Raw genomic sequence first — 18,986 nt, 5'->3', positions numbered from 1 at the left:
CCGTGTCCCGCCGTCTTCGCATCGCCGCGGGACGCGCCGCTCAGTCGGCCTCGGGTTCCGTCGGGGCCTGCGCCGGCATTGCACGCCCGCCGTCGTGCTCGGCCACCAGCAGCATCAGGCTGCGGTCGACCAGCGTGCGCGTCGTGCCGGGCGCCCACTGGCCGCGGTCCTCCGGATCGGCGGTGTCGATCAGCACGCGCCACGCCACGCCATCGATCGACGGCGGTGCGAAGTCGACTGCGCCGGCGCTGGCGTTGACGAGCAGCAGCAGGCTGACATGGCCGGCGCCTGCATCGGCCGCACGACCGTCGAGCCGGACCATGATCGCGCGCGCATGGGCGTCGTCCCACTGTTCCGGCGAGAGCTCGCCGCCGTCGGGCGCGAGCCACGCGATGTCGCGCACGCCGCGGCGCTCGTCGAAGCGGCCGTCGAGGAAGCGCGTGCTGCGCAGCAGCGGATGGTCGCGGCGCACGCGGGCGAGCCGGCCAACGAACGCCGACAGCGCGGCCCCCTCGCCGCGCCACGCGGCTTCCCAGTCGAGCCAGGTCAGCGGGTTGTCCTGGCAGTAGGCGTTGTTGTTGCCCTGCTGGCTGTGGCCGAACTCGTCGCCGGCCAGCAGCATCGGCGTGCCCTGCGAGAGCAGCAGCGTCGCCAGCAGGTTGCGCTTCTGCCGCGCGCGCAGCGTGTTGATCGACGCGTCGTCGGTCTCGCCCTCGACGCCGTAGTTCGCCGACAGGCTGTGGTCGTGGCCGTCGCGATTGTCCTCGCCGTTGGCGGCGTTGTGCTTGTCGGCGTAGGTCACCAGGTCGTGCAGCGTGAAGCCGTCGTGCGCGGTGACGAAGTTCACCGACGCGCGCGGGCGCCGGCCGCGATGGTCAAACAGATCCGCCGAGCCGGCCAGGCGGCGCGCGAACTCCGGCAGCTGGCCGGCGTCGCTGCGCCAGAACGCGCGCATCGTGTCGCGGAACCTGTCGTTCCATTCCGACCAGCCGGGCGGGAAGTTGCCGACCTGGTAGCCGCCGGGGCCGATGTCCCAGGGTTCGGCGATCAGCTTGACCTGGGCCAGCAGCGGATCCTGGCCGACCGCGTCGAGGAAGCCGCTGCTGCGGTCGAAGCCGTGCGGCTCGCGGCCCAGGATCGTCGCCAGGTCGAAACGGAAGCCGTCGACGTGCATCTGCGAGGCCCAGTAGCGCAGCGAGTCGTTGACCATGCGCAGCGCACCGGCGTTGGTCAGATCGAAGGTGTTCCCGGTGCCGGTGTCGTTGATGTAGTAGCGGCGATCGTCGGCGAGCCGGTAGTAGCTGGCGTTGTCGATGCCCTTGAACGACAGCGTCGGGCCCAGCTCGTTGCCCTCGGCGGTGTGGTTGTAGACGACGTCGAGTAGCACCTCGATGCCCGCGCGGTGCAGGTGGGCGACCATCTGCTTGAACTCGGCCACGTTGCTCGACGCCAGATAACGCGGATGCGGCGCGAAGAAGCCGATCGAGTTGTAGCCCCAGTAGTTGCGCAGGCCGCGCTCGAGCAGGTGCTGGTCGTCGACGAACGCGTGGATGGGCAACAGCTCGATCGCGGTCACGCCCAGCGTGCGCAGGTGGTCGATCAACGCGTCGTGCTTGAGCGCCGAGAACGTGCCGCGCGCCGACTCGGGCACCGCCGGGTGGCGCATGCTCAGGCCGCGCACGTGGGCCTCGTAGATCACCGTGCGGTCCCACGGCGTGTGCAGGCGGCGGTCCTCGCCCCAGGTGTAGGCCGGGTCGATGACCGCGGCCTTGGGCATGTACGGCGCGCTGTCGCGCCGGTCGAAGCTCAGGTCGGCGTCGCGGTGGCCGATCGTGTAGCCGAACAGGTGCGGCGCCCACCGCAGCTCGCCGACGATCTGCTTGGCGTAGGGATCGAGCAGCAGCTTGTTGGGGTTGAAGCGGTGGCCGGCGTCCGGCGCGTACGGGCCGTGCACGCGGTAGCCGTAGAGCTGGCCCGGGCGCGCGTCGGGCAGGTAGCCGTGCCAGATCTCGTCGGTATGCTCGGGCAGCGTGATGCGCTCCTGTTCGCGCCCGCGCGCGTCGAACAGGCACAGCTCCACGCGCGTGGCGTGCGCCGAGTACAGCGCGAAGTTGACACCCAGGCCGTCCCAGGTCGCGCCGAGCGGGAACGGACGGCCTTCGCGCACGCGCGAGCGTTGCAGCAGGCGCGGCGGGGTCGCGCGCTGGGCCCGGGGCGCGGCCATCAGCGCGGCGTTCCGGCGGCGTGCTCGACGTTCTCGCGCTCGGCCTGCAGTTCGGCGTCGACCAGCCGCTCGGCCATCGCCCAGTGGCGCAGCGATTCGCCGTCTGGGCGTCCCTCGGCCTGCCAGATCTCGCGTGCGAGTTCCCGGATGCGGGCGGTCCGCTGCTGTTCGTCCATCGTCGTTCGACTCATCGTTCGGCGGCCAGGACCGCCAGGGGAAACCGCGACCACAACGCCGGGAGCGGATGCCGCCCGCCCGCCACGACGGTGCCGGCGGTCACATCGCGCCAGCGACCGTCGGGAAGCGCGACCGACGTCGCATCCCAGAACCGGGGAACCAGTGCCGGTGCGTCCCCCTCGATCCAGGACGATCCGAACGCACGCGGCAGCAGCACTATCAGCGCGTCGCCGTCATGCCGTCGTGTAAATCCGAGCATCCGGTCCGACGCCGCGCCTTCGGCGTACAGCGGTGCGTAGTCGCCGTGCGCGAACAGCGCGGGGCGCGCGCGACGCAACGCCAGCAAGCATCGCCACAGCAGCGCCTTCGGCCGCCCGTCACGCCAGTCGGCGCCCGGCGGCGCGTCGTCGGCGAGCCACGCGCGACGCCGTGCGAAGTCCACCGGACGGCGGTTGTCGGGATCGACCAGCGACAGGTCCCAGCCTTCGCAGCCCTGGTACAGATCGGGCACGCCCGGCGCGCACAGCTGCAGCGCGGCCTGCACCAGGCCCACGACGGCGCCGGGCGCGGCCAGCGTCTCGGCCGCGCGGGCGAGCGCGGCACGCGCCGCGGCGTCGGCGAGCGCCCGGTCGAGCAGCGCGGCGGCTGCGGCTTCGTAGCGTTCGTCGGGGCGTGTCCATGCGGTGCGCAGCTTGGCCTCGCGCAGGGCCTTGACCTGCCAGCCGGCCACGCGCGTGCGCAGCGCCTCGACGCCGGCGGCATCGTCGGCGCGCAGCGCCGGTGGCCAGGCGCCGACCAGCGTCTGCCACAGCATCGCGCGGTCGCCGCCGTCGACTTGCGCGCAGGCCTCGCCCACGGCGGTTTCGACCCCGGACACGACGTCGGCCCACCACGTCGGCTCGGCGCTCAGAAGCGCAAGCCGCGCGCGCACGTCGGCACCGCGCTTGTGGTCGTGGGTCGATGTCGCGAGCAGCGCGCGTGGGCCGCGGCGCGCCGCGGCGGCATGGAAGTCCTCGACCGGCAGCGCCAGGTGCTGCGGATGGCTGCCGACCTCGTTGCGCGAGAGCAGCACGCCGTGGCGGTAGAACGCGGTGTCCTCGACCGATTTCGCGTTGAGCGGCGCCGACAGCTGTTCGCAACGCAGCCGCAGCGTGCGCGCCGTCGCGCCCGGACGCTGCAGCGCTTCGAGCAGCGCGTCGATCGCGGCCGCCAGCACCGGATCGTCGTCGCGCCGGCGTGCGCGCTGCGCGGCGGCCTGCCAGCGGGCGAGGTCGTCCGGGTCGAAGCCATCCCGCTGCGCATAGGTCCGGTAGACCGGGAATTCGCACAGCACCGCGACCAGCGCCCGGCGCAGCGCCGGCGCGCCCAGTTCGCGCAGCGCGGCATCGCCGGCGACCAGCGCGTCGAGCGCCCGGCCGGCGCGGTCGGTTTCCGCGGCCAGCGCGTGGACCAGCTGCTGCGCGCGCGCCAGGCGCTCCTCGGCGGCGAAGTCGCCGCTGCGTCCGCTCGCCGCGCGCCATTGCGCGCGCAACGGGGCCTCGCCCTCGCCGGCATGCAGCACGCCGGCCGCCTGGTCCATGAAGTCGTAGCCGGTGGTGCCGTCGCAGGTCCAGTCGGCCGGCAGCGTCTCGCCGGGCGCGAGGATCTTCTCCACCAGCAGCACCGGCCGCTCGGGCCCGGTGCCCGCCGCGTCCAGCGCGCGGCGCAGCCGGCGCAGGTAGCCGCGCGGATCGGCCAGGCCGTCGATGTGGTCGATGCGCACGCCGTCGATCGCGCCTTCGGCCAGCAGCCGCAGCGGCAGCGCGTGCACCGCGTCGAAGACCGGCGCGCGCTCGATGCGCAACGCGGCCAGCGAGGTGATGTCGAAGAAGCGCCGGTAGTTGACGCGGTCGAAGCCGATGCGCCACCACGCCAGCCGGTAGGGCTGCGCGAGCACGAGCGCTTCGAGCCATGCCGGATCGGCGTTGCAGGCCGCGCACCAGGCCGCACGGTCCTCCTGCGGCGTGCCCGACGCCGGGAACGGGACGTCGTGATGCACCAGCACGGGGCCGCGCGCGCCGTCCTCGACGCGCAGCACGCCGTCGGCGATCGCTGCGCGCAGCGGGCGGTCGAGCACCGGCAGCCACAGGCGACCCTCGCGTCCGGGCGCGCGCCAGTCGATGTCGAACCAGTCCGCATGGCGCGATGCGCGTCCTTGGGCGAGCACGTCCCACCACCACGGATTGTCGGCGTGCGCGGCCATGTGGTTGGGCACGATGTCGAGCAGCAGGCCCAGCCCGGCGGCGCGCGCCGCGCGCACCAGCCGCGCGAAGCCGTCGTCGCCACCCAGTTCCGGGTTGAGGCGGGTCGGATCGGTCTGGTCGTAGCCGTGGGTCGAACCGGGCACCGCCGTGCCGACCGGCGACAGGTACAGGTGGCTGACGCCGAGCGCGGCGTAGTAGTCGACCTGCGCGGCGGCGGCGTCGAACCCGAAGCCGGCGTGCAGTTGCAGGCGGGCGGTCGCGCGCAGCGGCGTCATGCGGTTCGCCTGGCGGCATCGAAGGCGGCCAGCGCCGCGTCCAGCCGCACATCCGCTGCCGGCAGCCGCCGGCGCCAGTTGGGGTGGGTGTCGACGGTGCCCGGCAGGTTCGGCTGCTCGTCCAGGCCCAGCGCGTCCTCGGCCGGCAGCAGCGCCAGCGGTGCCGGCGACGCGGCGACGAGCGCCGACCAGGCCGCCGGCCCGGTCGTGCCCAGCGCCTGCGCGCACGCGGCGTCGAGCGCGGCGACGTCGGCAGCGCGCGCCTGGCGCTGCGCGCGTTCGTCCGCCGGCGTCAGGCTGCCGAGGCGCACGCGCCAGTCGAGGTCGCGGCCGCGGGCCCAGCCGGCCAGCGTCGGCAGGTCGTGGGTCGTCGTGGTCGCCACCGCCTCGCGCCGCCAGCGTGCCGGCGGCAGGAACGCGCCGTCGGCGTCGCGGGTGAACGGCAGCACGTCGATCCCGAGCACGCCGCGCCGTGCGAGCGTGTCGCGGATGCCCGGCGGCACCACGCCCAGGTCCTCGCCTATGACGATGCAGCGGTGGCGCCAAGACGCCAGCACGACCAGGTTGAGCAGGTCGTCCAGCGGGCAGCGCAGGTAGGCGCCGGCCGACGACGGTGCGCCGCGCGGCACCACCCACAGTCGCATCAGGCCGAGGATGTGGTCGATGCGGATGCCGCCGCGGCCGCGCATCGTCGCGTCGAGCAGCGCGCGGAACGGCGCGAAGCCGCTGCGGCGCAGGCCGCCGGGCGCGTAGCCGGTCACGCCCCAGACCTGGCCGTCGGCATTGAACGCATCGGGCGGCGCGCCGAGTTCCAGGCCCTGCAGCACCGCGTCGGGGCACGCGGCGGCCTCGGCGCCGGCGGGGTCGAAGCCGACGGCGAGATCGGCGATCAGCCCCAGGCCCATGCCGCGCTCGCGAGCAGCGTGCTGCACGAGGTCCCAGCTATCGGCCGCCAGCCATTGCGCGAAGCGATGCAGCGACGGATCGCCGCCGCCGAAATCGGCGGCCGCGTGCGCGGCAAAGGCCTCGAGCGCGGCACCGCCGGCATGTTCGAAGTGCGCCAGCGACGCGCGCGCCGCGTCGGGCAGCCGGTCTCGCGCCGCACGCAGTAAGCGCAGCCGGCGCCATCGCAGCCCTGCGGCGGCCGGCCAGTCGACGAGGTCCGCGTCGGCGTCGCCGGTCGCATCAAGGCCGGCCTCAGCCCACAGTGTGTGGACGGTCGCATCGCCGAGTACCAGCGCCGGCGCGGCATGCACCGGGTCGAGGAAGCGGCGGTCGCTCGGCGAGTACGGGCTGTAGCCGTCGCCCGGCGGCCGCGCGGCATGCACCGGGCTGAGCGCCAGCGCGTCGCCACCGGCGGCCGCGACCCGCTGCGCCCAGTCGAGCACGCCGGCGGCATCGCCGACGCCGCCGTCGCCCGGCGCGCGCGTACCGTAGACCTGCAGGCCGACGCCCCAGGCACGCGGCGCCGCGATGCCCAGCGCGTCGGCGACGCCGAAACAGCGCGTCGGCGCGACCGCCAGCGTGTGCGTGCGGCCCCGCCAGGCGTACCGCCAGTCGCCGGGCCGCCACGGCGCGGTGGCGCGACCGTCCGCCTCCACGGCGACGACGCATTCGCCGCCGTCCTCGTGGGTCAGCACGAGCGCGGCGCCCGCGGCAGGCAGCCGGCAGACCTGTCCGGCCTCGGCGGTCGCCAGCGGTGCAGGCGTCTCTCCGGCGGCGGCGCAGGCGCGGCGCGCGTCGTCGATGTCGGCCGCGGTGCCGGTCCGCAGGCCCAGCGCCGCGAGGATCGCGCGCAGCGCGTCGTCGTCGACGATGCGCGCGCGTCCGGACGCGTCCTCCCACGCGCGGCACAGTCCGGCGGCATCGGCCAGCGCATGCAACGCCGCGCTCATGCCCGGCTCCAGCGCAGCGCCAGCGTGTCGGGCGGCACCTGCGCCGCATCGGGACCGCCGTCGCTGCGGTAGTGGCCGAGCACGGCCGCCAGGGTCGACTCGAACGGCACCGGCGTCGCGCCGAGATTGCAGACCAGGTCCATCTTCCACGTGCCATCCGACCAGGCCGCGTGGACCGCGGCGGGCGCGATCGTGGCCGCGCCCTGCGCGCGCAGTCCGTCCAGACGCGGCACCAGCTGCGTCCGGCGTACCGCCAGCAGGTCGGCGAACCACACCGCCCAGTCGGCGCCGGGCGCCGCGTCGGCCTCGTCCGGATCCAGCCGCGCCAGCGCGAACGTCGCGGGCGCGTTCGGGTCCGGAATGCGGGCGCGCGCCTGCGGGTCGGCGAACGCCGCGAACGACGCGAACTCGCGGCGCCGCCCCTCGCGCACGGCGGCGTCGAGCGGCGCCGGGAAATCGGTGAAGAACGGAAACGGCGCGGTCGCGCCCCAGGGCTCGCCCATGAAGAACAGCGGCACCATCGGCGTGAGCGCGGTCAACGCCAGCGCCGCGCGCAGGCGCGCGGCGGGCAGCTGCGCCGCCAGCCGGTCGCCGAACGCGCGGTTGCCCACCTGGTCGTGGTTCTGCGCGAACGCCACGTAGTGTCGCGGGGGCACGTGCGCGCTGGGTTCGCCGCGCACATGGCCGCGCGCGTCGGCCTCGCCCTGGAAGGCGAAACCCTCGCCGAGCACGCGCGCCAGGTGCGCGGCCGGGTCGTCGGCGAACGCCGCGTAGTAGCCCTCGGTTTCGCCGGTCAGCAGCACGTGCAGCGCGTTGTGGAAGTCGTCGTTCCATTGCGCGTCGTAGCCGTCGTCGCCCAGCCACGAAGCGGTGTTGTGCTCGTTCTCCAGCACCAGGTGGACGTGCCGGCCCGGCGGCAGATCGGCGCGCAGCGCGCGGCGCAGCGTCGCGAGGAAATCCTGCGGCGCGATCGCGTGCACCGCGTCGAGCCGCAGCCCGTCGACGCGGTACTCGTGCAGCCACATGCGCGCGTTGTCGATGAAGAAACGCTGCACCCTGGGCTGGCGGAAATCGATCGCCGCGCCCCACGGCGTCGGCGTGTCGTCCCGGAAGAACGCCGGCGCGTAGGCCGGCAGATGATTGCCGTGCGGGCCGAAGTGGTTGTAGACCACGTCCATGAACACCATCAGGCCGTGGCCGTGGGCGTCGTCGACGAGCGCACGCAGGTCGTCGGGCGTGCCGTAGGCCGACGCCGGCGCGTACGGCAGTACGCCGTCGTAGCCCCAGTTGCGCGTGCCCGGGAACTCGCCCAGCGGCATCAGCTCGATCGCGGTGATGCCAAGCTTCGCCAGCCGCGGCAGTTGCGCACGCACGCCCGCGTAGCCGCCGCAGGCGCCGACGTGCAGCTCGTAGAGCACGGTCTCGTTCCAGGGACGCCCGCGCCAGTGGTCGTGGCGCCAGCGGTAGGCCGCCGGATCGACGACCGCGCTCGGTCCGTCGACGCCCTCGGGCTGCCAGCGCGAGGCGGGATCGGGCACGATCCGGTCATCGAGCCGGTAGCGATAGCGCAGGCCGGGCGCGGCGCGATGCTCGAGCACGAACCCGCCGTCGCCGTCGGCGCGCATCGGCACCGGGGCACCGTCCTGGGGGACGAGCCAGGCCTGCGTACAGGCCGGCGCCCAGATCGAGAACCGCACCGTGCCGTCGGCCTGCGGCTGCGCGCCCCAGGCGCCGGCCCGGGCGTTCACCCGAGGCATTCCAGCCAGATCGTCGCCAGCGGCGGCAGCGTCAGCCGCAGCGATTGCGCGTGGCCGTGCATGCTCTCGGGCGCAGTCGCGACCGCACCGCCGTTGCCGACGTTGCTGCCCCCATAGTGCGCGCTGTCGGTGTTGAGGATCTCGCGCCAACGCCCGGCGTGCGGCACGCCGACCCGGTAGCCGTGGTGGACCTCGGGGGTCATGTTGCTGACCACCAGCACCGGGCGGCCGCCGACCGGCTCGTGGCGCAGGAACGCGAACACGCTGTTGGCGTGATCGTCGCCGACGCTCCAGTCGAAGCCGTCGGGTCGGTCGTCGGCGACGTGCAGCGCCGGATGCGTGCGCATCAACGTGTTGAGGTCGCCGACCAGGCGCTGGATGCCGGCGTGCCCGGAATCGTCGAGCAGGTGCCAGTCCAGCGCGCCGTCGTGCGCCCATTCGCGGCGCTGGCCGAACTCGCCGCCCATGAACAGCAGCTTGCGGCCCGGGTGCGCCCACATGAAGCCGAAGTACGCGCGCAGGTTCGCGCGCTGGCGCCATTCGTCGCCGGGCATCTTCGACAGCAGCGCGCCTTTGCCGTGCACGACCTCGTCGTGCGAGAGCGGCAGCACGAAGCGCTCGGAGAACGCGTAGACCATGCCGAAGGTCATCTCGCTGTGGTGGTGCCGGCGATGCACCGGGTCGCGCTGCATGTACTGCAGCGTGTCGTGCATCCAGCCCATGTTCCACTTGTGCGAGAAGCCCAGCCCGCCCTCGTCGACCGGCGCGGTCACGCCGTGCCAGGCGGTCGATTCCTCGGCCATGACCCAGACGCCGGGATGGCGCGCGGCGATCTCGGCGTTGAGCCGGCGCAGGAACGCCACCGCCTGCAGGTTCTCGCGGCCGCCGTGCTCGTTGGGCACCCACTCGCCGTCGCCGCGGCTGTAGTCGCGGTAGAGCATCGAGGCCACGGCGTCGATGCGCAGCCCGTCGAGATGGAAGCGCTCGATCCACTCCAGCGCGCAGCCGACCAGGTAGGCGGACACCTCGTTGCGGCCGTAGTTGTAGATCAGCGTGTTCCAGTCGCGGTGCAGCCCCTCGCGCGGATCGGCGTGCTCGTAGAGCGCGGTGCCGTCGAAGCCCTGCAGGCCGTGCGCGTCGTCGGGAAAATGCGCGCCGACCCAGTCGACGATCACGCCCAGCTCGGCGCGGTGGCAGGCGTCGACGAACCGGGCGAAGCCGTCAGGGCCGCCGTGGCGCGCGGTCGGCGCGTAGAGCCCCGTCGGCTGGTAGCCCCAGGAACCGCCGAACGGATACTCGCCAACCGGCAGCAGCTCGACGTGGGTGAAGCCCAGGCCGGCGACGTAGGGCACGAGCTGCGCGGCGAGCGCGTCCCAGTCCAGCGACGCGCCGTCGACGTTGCGCTTCCAGGACGCGGCGTGGACCTCGTAGATGCTCATCGGCAGGTCGGCGCGCGTCGCACGTCCGGCCATCCACGCCTGGTCGGTCCAGGCGAACGGCGCGTGCCGCGGCACGATCGACGCGGTCGCCGGCGGCAGCTCCGCCTGCCGCGCCAGCGGGTCGGCCTTGTGCGCCAGGCGCCGGCCGTCGCCGGCGACGATCGCGAACTTGTAGCGCTGCCCGGCCAGGTCCTGCGGCAGGAACAGCTCCCACACGCCGGCGGTGTGCCGCAGGCGCATCGGATGGCGGCGCTCGTCCCAGGCGTTGAAGTCGCCGACCAGCGCGACGCGCTGCGCGTTCGGCGCCCAGACCGCGAAGCCGGTGCCGGGCACGCCGTCGAGGGTTCTGGCGTGCGCGCCGAGTGCGCGGCGCGTGGCGTCGGGATCGCCGTCGCGCAGCGCGTGCAGCGTCGCCTCCTCCAGCACCGGGCCGAAGCGGTAGGGGTCCTCGGTGAGCTGCACCGCGTCGGGCCATTCGATGCGCAGGCGGTAGTCCGTGCCCGACGGCAGGCGCGCCTCGAACAGGCCGCGCGGATCGCGCTCGCGCATCGGCGCCAGCACCGCGCCGGCCGCATCGACCAGCGACGCGCCATGCGCACCGGGCAGCAGTGCGCGCACCGTCGTTGCACCGTCGGCATCGCCGTGCGGTCCGAGCAGCGCGAACGCATCCGCCGCGCAGGCCTCGAGCAGCGCCTCCAGTGCGGGTCCGGGAACGGCCTCGGGGTGCGCCGGATCGGTGGCGGTGTCGGGATCGCTCATGCCGCGCGCGCCGCGGTGCGCGCGTAGAGGTCTGCGTAGCGCTGGCCGGCATGCTCCCAGCCCGAGGGTGCCAGCATCGCCGCGCGACGCATCGCCGACATCAGGCCGGGCAGACGCCAGGTGCGGAACGCCCGCCCCACGCAGCGGCGCAGCGCGTCGGCCGACGGCTCGGCGAACAGAAAGCCGGTCACGCCGTCGTCGACGGTGTCGATCAACCCGCCGGTGGCATGCGCGATCGGCAGGCTGCCGAAGCGCTGGGCGTACATCTGGCTCAGCCCGCAGGGCTCGAAGCGCGAGGGCATCAGCAGGAAGTCCGACGCGGCGTAGACGCGCCGCGCGACGCTCTCCTCGAAGCCGATCATCGCCGCCATGTGCGCCGGGTAGCGGCCGCACAGCGTGCGCACCGCACGCTCGATCTGGCGCTCGCCCTGGCCGACGAACACGATCTGGCCGCCGGCCGCGGCGATCTGCGGCGCGACCTCGACCACCAGGTCCATGCCCTTCTGGTGCACCAGCCGCGAGACCACCGCGAACAGCGGGCCGCGGCTCTGCGGCAGGTGGAATTCGCGGCGCACCTGCTCGGCGTTGACGTTCTTGCCCTGCCACTGGTTGACGCTGAAGTGCACGCGCAGGTGGGCGTCGGTGCGCGGGTCGTAGCTGGGGTCGACGCCGTTGATGATCCCGCTCAGGCGGCCGGCCGCGGCGCGGCGCGCGAGCAGCGTGTCGAGGCCGCAACCCAGCTCCGGCCCGGTGATCTGGCGCGCGTAGCTCACGCTCACCGTGTTGACCTGGTCGGCATGCACGATGCCGGCCTGCAGGAACGACAGCCGGCCGTAGAAGTCGAGCGCCGGCGCGGCGGCGTCGGGGATGCCCAGCTGCGCCGCCATCGCGGTCGGGAACAGCCCCTGGTAGGCGAGGTTGTGGATCGTCAGCAGGCTCGGCACCGGGATGGCGGACCAGCGCAGGTAGCCGGCGGCGAGCGCGCACGGCCAGTCGTTGAGGTGCAGCAGCCGCGGCGTCCAGCCCAGGCCGGCGCGGCCTGCGGCGATCTGCGCGGCCGCGTGCGACAGCGTCGCGAACCGCAGCGCGTTGTCGTCCCAGTCGGTGCCCGCATCGGACACGTAGGGCGACCCTTCGCGCTCGAACAGCGCGGCGTTGAGCAGCACGTAGACCGGCAGCCCGTCGGCCTGGCGCACGAGCCCGATGCGGCAGGCCGGCAGCGCGGCCACGCCGGCGACCTCGCCGACGATCTCCAGGGCGCCGGCCTTCTCGAGCACCGCCGGGTAGCCGGGAATCAGCACCCGCACGTCGTAGCGCGCGCGCAGCACGCGCGGCAGCGCCGCGGCGACCTCGCCCAGGCCGCCGGCCTTGACGAAATCGCTCATTTCCGAGGTCACGAACAGCGACGGCTGCCGCGACGATCCGGCGGCGGCCTGCGCGGCGAGCGGTGCGCGGCGGGTGAAGCGGCCGCGGGCATCGCGCTGGCGTTGCGCGGCGCGGGGGGTCTTGGGGCGGACCACGGGTCCTGGGTGGTCGATCGGCTGGGGCATGACGAAGTCCGTGAAACGTGGCGACGAACGGCCGTCATACGGCACGCTGCCCGGGCGGGCGGCGGTCCATGGCGGATTTTGGCGTGCGGGGGAGTCACCGACCGGCGGCAGTGCGCCGGCCTGAATGGACTATCGGGATGACCCAATAAAAACGTCGTGAAGCGCGCATGGCCGCGCCATGACGCCACGCGACGATCTTGCGCCGTGTGTGCGCCAGCGCACAAAAAATGGGCTTCGCCCGACTGCGGAGATTGCCGGCGACATCGAGGCGCGTCGGTGCTGCGCTTCGCTTCTCTTCATCGCGACCCGACGGTCCCCGTCGTGGCCGGCAGGCCCTTGCCGCGACGCCTCCGGCCACCGCCGTACGGTGGCGGCCTCCTCCTTGGTTCCGCGCAAGGGCCAGCCGACCGCGCCGGGCATCGGCTTGCGGATCGCGCGGACGGTCGTCGTCGGGTCGTTCGCCGCTCGTTTCCAACGGCCATGTGCCCGGGCCGAAACGGGGCATCGCACGAGGAAGCTGCCCGCCCGTCCGCCCCGCGCCGTCAGTCGGTGGCGACGTCTCCGCGCGGTGCGCGGCGCGACGGCGTCGCGGTCGATACCGGCACCACCTGCAGTTCGGCATGCGCGGGCTGCAGCAGGTCGGGCGCACCGAGCTGCGAACCCTCGACCAGCCGCGTGCCGTATTCGCTCGACGGGCTGACGATGCGCACCATCTCGCTGGACCCGTCGGGCCAGACCACGCGGAACGTCGCGCCTGCCGGCAACGTGCGCAGCGGGGTCGCGCTCTGCGCGCGGTAGAGCGCGGCGACCTGCGCCGCACCGAGCCGGCGCTGCTCGGCAGGCGCCTCGATCGTGGTCTCGGCGACCTTGGCCAGGCCGCGGTAGCTGTCGCCGATCGCGTCGACGACCACGCCCGCCACCGCGACCGAGTAGCCGAGGAATACCGCGGTCCAGAACCAGAACCGCACCCTGCGCGAAAACGCCCGCTGCTTCATTTCGTCACCATCCCGACCTGCCGGTCGCGTCGTAGTTCAGCTGCCATCCGATCGATCCGTTCCGCATCCTCCGGCGGTGCCGCCTGCCGGACGAAACTCGAGAAATCCTGCGCCGCGTCCTGCGCGCAGATGCCGCCCTCGGCGCAGTACTGGGTCATCAGGGCGCCATCGCCGCTGCAGTCGAGCCCCAGCCCGCAGGCCGCGTTCTGCCAGGCCATCTCGGTGAGCTGCGAGCCCGCGACCTCGCTCGCCAGCGCCGGGTCCCCGGCCGCGGCCAGTCCCATCGCCGGCGCGAGCGCCACGTAGGCCTCCGGATCGGCCGAGTCGCGGACCCGCTCGACCAGCGCGCGGCGATAGTCCTCGTCGTCCTCCAGCGGCTCGCCCATCGCCAGCAGCGCCGCCTCGGCGGGCAGGCTGCCGGCCAGCGCGGCCTCGCGGCGCTGCTCGACCAGTTGCACGAAGCTCGGCGCGTCGCCGGCGACGAAGCGCCCGCAACGCCGCTCGATGCGGGTCCGCGCGGCGTGCAGCGGGCGGGCGGCCGGCAACTGCAGGCTGGCGATGAGCAGCGTGTCGCGCGCGTAGTCCACCGGCGCGCGGGCGTAGCCGGCGCAGTACTCGTGGATCCGGCTGACCAGCCAGCGCGCCTCGGCATCGCCGGTGTCGGCCAACGGCTGCAGCCGCTGCACCAGCGCGAACAGGTCGGTGGCCCGCTCGAACGCCTGCCGCGGCGGCACCGGCACCGGCACCGCCGATGCGCCGGGCTGCGCCGTCGCATCGCCCGGCACGCGGCGCGTCGGCAGCGCGACGTCCGGCGCGGCATCGGCCCGGCGCGTGTCCACGGCGGCCGCGACGTCACGCGCCGCCCCGCGGTGGCCGGGCGCCGGCGCACTCGCGCGCCACGCCGCCACCGCCAGGATCATGGCGGCTGCGATCGCGAGGACGGCGGACACTCGGAACGGCAAGGCGGACCTCCCGGGGGTCGCGCGACGGTTGGAATCGCGTGCGCCGGCCGTGCCGGGAGAGGACCGGGCGCGCGCGGCGATTCTAGCCGATCGGGGGCGCGGTCCCGGCGCGCCGGCCGTGACCTGCATCACAGGGCCGTGGTTGCGGCCTGCCGCCCCCTTTACCGGCCCGGCCGGCCGACCGAGACTCGCGGCGGGGGGACCGGCACCGCCACGCACGCACGGGGAACCGCATGCCATCCGATCCGCTCCCGCCACCGCCCACACGCGTGCTCGCACTGCCCGGCCCACGCGCCACCCGACCGGGGCACGAACGGGCGACGCTGGGCTGGGTCGCCAGCGAGGTCGCGCGCCTGCTCGGCCTGCCATTCGACGGCTTCGCCGCCGCGTCCGATGCGCGACCCGGCGACGCCTACCTGGTGCCGCAGGACACGCTGACCGCCGCGCAGGCCGCGCCCTGGGGCATCGCAGACGAGGCGGCGCTGCTCGGCGGCGTGGTGCCGCGGGCTTTCGTCGCCAGCAAGCTGATCACCCACGGCCTGGTCGACGCCGGCGCCCGGGCGCCCGAGGGCTGGCACCGCGACCTGGGCGCGATGCTGCGCGAGGTCACGTTCCCCGGCTTCAGCGCGTTCGCCGCCGACGACGTGCGCGAGGCCTGCGCGCGCGTGCTGCACCTGGGCACGGCCGCACGCGTGAAGCTCGCCGACGGGGTCGGCGGCGGCGGCCAGCACGTGGTGCGCGACGCGGCCGGCTGCGAGCGGCTGCTCGCGACGCTGTCGCCCGCGCAGGTCGCCGCGGGCGTCGTCGTGGAGACCGACGTCGCGGCGCCGGCCACCTACAGCGTCGGCGAGCTGCGGCTGGGCGGGCGCAGCATCGCCTACGTCGGCACCCAGGGCCTGGGCCGCGGCCGCGACGGCGGCCCGGTCTACGGCGGGTCGACGCTATGCGTGGTGCGCGGGCGCATGCCCGACCTGCTCGACGTGTTCGTCCAGCCGCGCCTGCGGCGCACGGTCGAGATGGCGATCGCCTACGACCGCTGCACGCAGGCCGCCTACCCGGGCCTGCTGTGTTCGCGGCGCAACTACGACGTGCTGTGGGGCAGCGACCGCCACGGCCATCCGCACGGCGGCGTGCTCGAGCAGTCGTGGCGCGTGGGCGGCGCGACGCCGGCCGAGCTCGCCGCGTTCGAGCTGCTCGGGCGCGAGCCGGCGCTGAGCCGCGTGCTAGCATCGACCGTCGAGCGCCATGGCCCCGTCCGGGTGCCGCCGCAGGCCGACGTCTACTGCGCGCTCGACGATCCACGTTGCGGGCTGATCACCAAGTACCGCCACGCCGGTCGCGACGTCGACCTTCCCCTCCACTTCGCCGGTCCCGATGGAAGCGCGCCTGTCGACCCTTGAGATCGCCGTCGAGCGCGAGCGCCTCAGCGCGACGCTGCTCTCGCCGGCCGAATCGCTGCCCGGCGTGCTGTTCGTGCACGGCTGGGGCGGCCGCCAGCAGCACAACCTGGTGCGCGCGCGTGAAGCCGTCGGCCTGGGCTGCGTGTGCCTGACCTTCGACCTGCGCGGACACGCGCGCGACGCCGCGCAGCGCGACAGCGTCTCGCGCGCGCAGAACCTCGACGACCTGCTGGCGGCCTACGACCGCCTGGCTGCGGTGCCCAACGTCGATCCGGACGCGATCGCGGTCGTGGGCATCAGCTACGGCGGCTACCTGGCCGCGCTGCTGACCCGCCAGCGCGCGGTGCGCTGGCTGGCGCTGCGCTCGCCGGCGCTCTACCCCGACGCCGGCTGGGACGCGCCCAAGACCTCGCTCAACGCCGACCCGGGGCTGATGGCCTATCGCGCCTCGGCGCTCGGGCCGGCCGACAATTGCGCGCTCGCCGCCGCGGCCGCCTACGCCGGCGACGTGCTGCTGGTCGAGGCCGAGCACGACACGATCGTGCCGCACCGGGTGACGAAGAACTTCGAGGGCGCGTTCGGCGCGGCGCGGTCGCTGACCTCGCGGGTGATCCGCGGCGCCGACCACGCGCTGACCGAGAAGCGTCACCAGCTGCAGTACACCGCGGTGCTGATCGACTGGCTGACCGAGATGGTCGTGGGCACCCGCGAGGCGCTGGCGCGCGATGCGGTCGCGCGCCAGAAGGCGCTCGGATCCCGTTGACGCCGCGCATGCAGCGCCCGCCGCAAGGTGGACCACCCGCCGTCGACCCGGAGTCCGCCATGCGCCCCTCGCCGTTCGCGCGCCCGCTCGTCCCCGTCCTCGCCTCGCTGGCCCTGCTCGCGGCCGCCGGCTGCGACCGGCGCGAGCAGCAGGAAGCGCTGTCGACCGACCCGCAGACGGTCGAGCCGGCCGACCGCGACGCCAACCGCAATCCCGATGCCGACGCCGGCATCACCGCCCAGGACGTCGACGGCCGGCGCACCGCCGTGCCGCCGCCCGACAGCGTCGAGCAGGGCCCGCTGTCGGAGCCGGTCGGCGATCCCGCGCCTCCGCCGCCCGACCCGACGCCGACGCCCTGAGCCGACGCCCGCTCTTTACGCGCCGGGACGCGGGGCCGAAGATGCCGGCCCCACGTCGCGGAAATTCACCATGCCTCACCTCGAACTGAGCCTGCGCTGCAGCGAAGCCGAGCAGCCGCGCTATGCGCGGGCGCTCGAGGACGTCGGCGCGCTGGCGGTGACGATGCTCGACGCCGACGCCGACACCTCCAACGAGCAGGCGATCCTCGAGCCGGGCGTCGGCGAGACGCCGCTGTGGAACTCGGTCGTGCTGACCGCGCTGTTCGACGTCGACACCGATGCGCTGGCGCTGCTGGCCGCACTCGAATCCTTCGACGGCGGGCTCGACTGGACCCGCGCGGGCTTTGCCAAGGTCGAGGACCAGGACTGGGAGCGCGCCTGGATGGACCAGTACGTGCCGCTGCGCTTCGGCACGCGCACCTGGATCGTGCCGTGGAACAGCGAGGTGCCCGACGAGGCCGGCGACGACGCGGCGATCGTGCGTCTCGACCCGGGCCTGGCGTTCGGTTCGGGCACCCACCCCACGACCTCGCTGTGCCTGCAGTGGCTCGACGTCCTGGCCGCCGACGGCGAGCTGACCGGCAGAACCGTGCTCGATTACGGCTGCGGCAGCGGCATCCTTGCGCTCGCCGCGCTCAAGCTCGGCGCCGCGCAGGCGATCGGCGTCGACAACGATCCGCAGGCGCTGCAGGCCTCGGGCGACAATGCCGCCCGCAACGGCGTGGACGCGGCGCTGACGGTCTTCCTGCCCGGCGACGCGCCGCAGGGGGACTACCCGGTGGTGGTCGCCAACATCCTGGCCTCGGCGCTCGACGCGCTGGCCGAGACGCTGGCCGAGCGCGTCGCCCCGGGCGGGCGGATCGCGCTGTCGGGCATCCTCGACGGCCAGGAGGAGGCGCTGCTGCGCCGCTACCGGCCCTGGTTCGAGCAGCTGGCGGTCGCGCGCGAGGGCGACTGGGTGCGCATCGACGGCGTGCGCCGCGGCTGAGCCCGGCCGGGCGCGCGCATGCTTCAATAGACGGATGTTCATCCACTGCCGGCACTGCGGCGATCTGGTCGCCACCGACCGGGCGAGCGGCCTTCCGCCGGCGCGCTGTCCGCGCTGCGACGGCCTGCTGCGCGAACCGGCGGCGCCCGGGCCGCCGGTTTCGGTGGCGCACCTGCTCAAGCCTCGCCCCGAGCCTGCCCTCGTCGTGCCTGCGCCCCCGGCGCCCCCGCTCCCGGTCCCTGCCGCGACGACGGACGACGCGCCGCGGCCCGCATCCCGGGCCGGCGATGCGTCACGCACCGTCCCGAGCTTCGCCCGGCCGCGCGCACGCGGGACCCGCGGCCCGGACACGCGTCCCTGGCTGTGGGCCGCCGCCATCGGGCTTGCGTTGCTGCTCGCGTTGCAGGGCCTGCTCGCCGACCGCGCGCGGCTGGCCGGCGATCCGGCCTGGCGGCCGCTGCTCGAAACGCTGTGCGGCGCGCTGGGCTGCACGCTGCCGCCGTGGCGCGAGCCGGCCGCGCTGGCCCTGCTCGCGCGCGACGTGCGCGCCCAGCCGCAGGATCCCGCGCGGCTGCAGGTCACCGCGACCTTCCGCAACGACGCACGCTGGCCGCAGGCCTGGCCGCGGCTGCGGCTGGTGCTCTCCGACGTCGACGGCCGCGAGGTGGGCCGGCGCGAATTCACCGCCCAGGAGTATCTGGGCGGGCCGCCGCCCGCGCCGACGCTCGCGCCGGGCGCCAGCGCGCAGGCCCGCCTGACCGTGGCCGAGCCGGCCACCGGTGCGGTGTCGTTCGCGTTCGAACTGCTGTGAACGGGGCCGCGCCGCCCGTCGGCGCGTTGTCCGGCCGCCGCGCCGCGCGATAGACTGCCCGGGCCGCAATGCCCGTCGGCGCTTCCTCTTTCGAGAGTCGCCTTGAACGCAGACCGATCCGACAGCAGCATGCGCGAGGCACCGCGCACGCCCTTGCGCGACCATGTCGCCGCGTCGATCCAGCGCTACCTGGGCGATCTCAACGGCAACGACACCGACAACCTCTACGAGGTCGCGCTGCGCGAGCTCGAGATCCCGCTGTTCGCCGAGGTGCTCAACTTCTGCGACGGCAACCAGAGCCGTGCGGCCGCGATGCTGGGCATCCACCGCGCCACGCTGCGCAAGAAGCTGCGCGAGTACGGGCTGACGACCTAGTGCCGCGGCGCCGC

At 74.4% G+C, this 18,986-nt stretch carries 14 protein-coding genes and 1 pseudogene; 6 read left to right on the top strand and 9 right to left on the bottom strand.

Annotated features, from left to right (window positions below):
• Positions 1 to 40: 40 nt before the first annotated feature.
• The 9 genes from glgX to WQ56_RS12380 all read right to left on the bottom strand — a co-directional run bounded on the left by glgX (position 41) and on the right by WQ56_RS12380 (position 14,234).
• Positions 41 to 2,224, bottom strand: a complete 2,184-nt coding sequence (gene glgX / locus WQ56_RS12415; RefSeq protein ID WP_047137433.1) for a glycogen debranching protein GlgX — start codon at positions 2,222 to 2,224, stop codon at positions 41 to 43.
• Positions 2,224 to 2,400 carry a DUF2934 domain-containing protein gene (locus tag WQ56_RS18160; RefSeq protein ID WP_082132390.1) on the bottom strand — a complete coding sequence of 59 codons (177 nt, stop codon included), beginning with the start codon at positions 2,398 to 2,400 and terminating at the stop codon, positions 2,224 to 2,226. Before WQ56_RS18160 ends, glgX begins: the two co-directional genes overlap by 1 nt.
• Before the next feature lie 11 nt (positions 2,401 to 2,411).
• Positions 2,412 to 4,919, bottom strand: a complete 2,508-nt coding sequence (gene treY / locus WQ56_RS12410) for a malto-oligosyltrehalose synthase (protein ID WP_047137432.1) — start codon at positions 4,917 to 4,919, stop codon at positions 2,412 to 2,414.
• Positions 4,916 to 6,814, bottom strand: a complete 1,899-nt coding sequence (locus WQ56_RS12405) for a 4-alpha-glucanotransferase (protein WP_047137431.1) — start codon at positions 6,812 to 6,814, stop codon at positions 4,916 to 4,918. The genes treY and WQ56_RS12405 overlap by 4 nt, the downstream gene beginning before the upstream one ends.
• The gene (treZ, locus tag WQ56_RS12400) at positions 6,811 to 8,571 is read right to left on the bottom strand and encodes a malto-oligosyltrehalose trehalohydrolase (protein WP_047137430.1); all 1,761 of its coding nucleotides are present in this window, start codon (positions 8,569 to 8,571) and stop codon (positions 6,811 to 6,813) included. Before treZ ends, WQ56_RS12405 begins: the two co-directional genes overlap by 4 nt.
• Complete coding sequence (glgB, locus tag WQ56_RS12395; protein WP_047137429.1) at positions 8,559 to 10,769, bottom strand: 1,4-alpha-glucan branching protein GlgB; 2,211 nt, start codon at positions 10,767 to 10,769, stop codon at positions 8,559 to 8,561. Before glgB ends, treZ begins: the two co-directional genes overlap by 13 nt.
• Entirely contained in the window at positions 10,766 to 12,319 is a 1,554-nt protein-coding gene (glgA, locus tag WQ56_RS12390) for a glycogen synthase GlgA (RefSeq protein WP_047137477.1), read from the bottom strand. The genes glgB and glgA overlap by 4 nt, the downstream gene beginning before the upstream one ends.
• A gap of 542 nt (positions 12,320 to 12,861) precedes the next feature.
• Positions 12,862 to 13,314 (bottom strand): hypothetical protein, encoded by a 453-nt coding sequence (locus WQ56_RS12385; protein WP_343123209.1) that lies wholly within the window; start codon positions 13,312 to 13,314, stop codon positions 12,862 to 12,864.
• Positions 13,311 to 14,234 (bottom strand): hypothetical protein, encoded by a 924-nt coding sequence (locus WQ56_RS12380; protein ID WP_047137428.1) that lies wholly within the window; start codon positions 14,232 to 14,234, stop codon positions 13,311 to 13,313. Before WQ56_RS12380 ends, WQ56_RS12385 begins: the two co-directional genes overlap by 4 nt.
• Positions 14,235 to 14,509: 275 nt before the next feature.
• On the opposite strand from WQ56_RS12380, the gene WQ56_RS12375 reads away from it, so the two are divergent.
• The 6 genes and pseudogenes from WQ56_RS12375 to fis all read left to right on the top strand — a co-directional run bounded on the left by WQ56_RS12375 (position 14,510) and on the right by fis (position 18,972).
• Positions 14,510 to 15,676: a DUF3182 family protein gene (locus WQ56_RS12375; protein ID WP_231583411.1), complete on the top strand. Its 1,167-nt coding sequence runs from the start codon at positions 14,510 to 14,512 to the stop codon at positions 15,674 to 15,676.
• A pseudogene (locus WQ56_RS12370) lies at positions 15,651 to 16,427 on the top strand (alpha/beta fold hydrolase); the annotation flags it as partial. The gene WQ56_RS12375 and the pseudogene WQ56_RS12370, both read left to right, overlap by 26 nt.
• Before the next feature lie 71 nt (positions 16,428 to 16,498).
• A complete protein-coding gene (locus WQ56_RS18155; RefSeq protein WP_047137426.1) occupies positions 16,499 to 16,798 on the top strand; it encodes a hypothetical protein in 300 nt (99 codons plus the stop codon).
• A gap of 70 nt (positions 16,799 to 16,868) precedes the next feature.
• Complete coding sequence (gene prmA, locus WQ56_RS12360; protein ID WP_047137425.1) at positions 16,869 to 17,786, top strand: 50S ribosomal protein L11 methyltransferase; 918 nt, start codon at positions 16,869 to 16,871, stop codon at positions 17,784 to 17,786.
• Positions 17,787 to 17,820: 34 nt separating this feature from the next.
• The gene (locus WQ56_RS18150) at positions 17,821 to 18,597 is read left to right on the top strand and encodes a DUF3426 domain-containing protein (RefSeq protein WP_082132387.1); all 777 of its coding nucleotides are present in this window, start codon (positions 17,821 to 17,823) and stop codon (positions 18,595 to 18,597) included.
• A 102-nt stretch (positions 18,598 to 18,699) separates the two neighbouring features.
• Positions 18,700 to 18,972 carry a DNA-binding transcriptional regulator Fis gene (gene fis, locus WQ56_RS12350; protein WP_052773001.1) on the top strand — a complete coding sequence of 91 codons (273 nt, stop codon included), beginning with the start codon at positions 18,700 to 18,702 and terminating at the stop codon, positions 18,970 to 18,972.
• Positions 18,973 to 18,986 lie beyond the last annotated feature (14 nt).

The organism is Luteimonas sp. FCS-9 (genome assembly GCF_001014645.1).
GTDB lineage: Bacteria > Pseudomonadota > Gammaproteobacteria > Xanthomonadales > Xanthomonadaceae > Luteimonas.
This window is presented reverse-complemented; position numbering and strand designations above follow the sequence as displayed.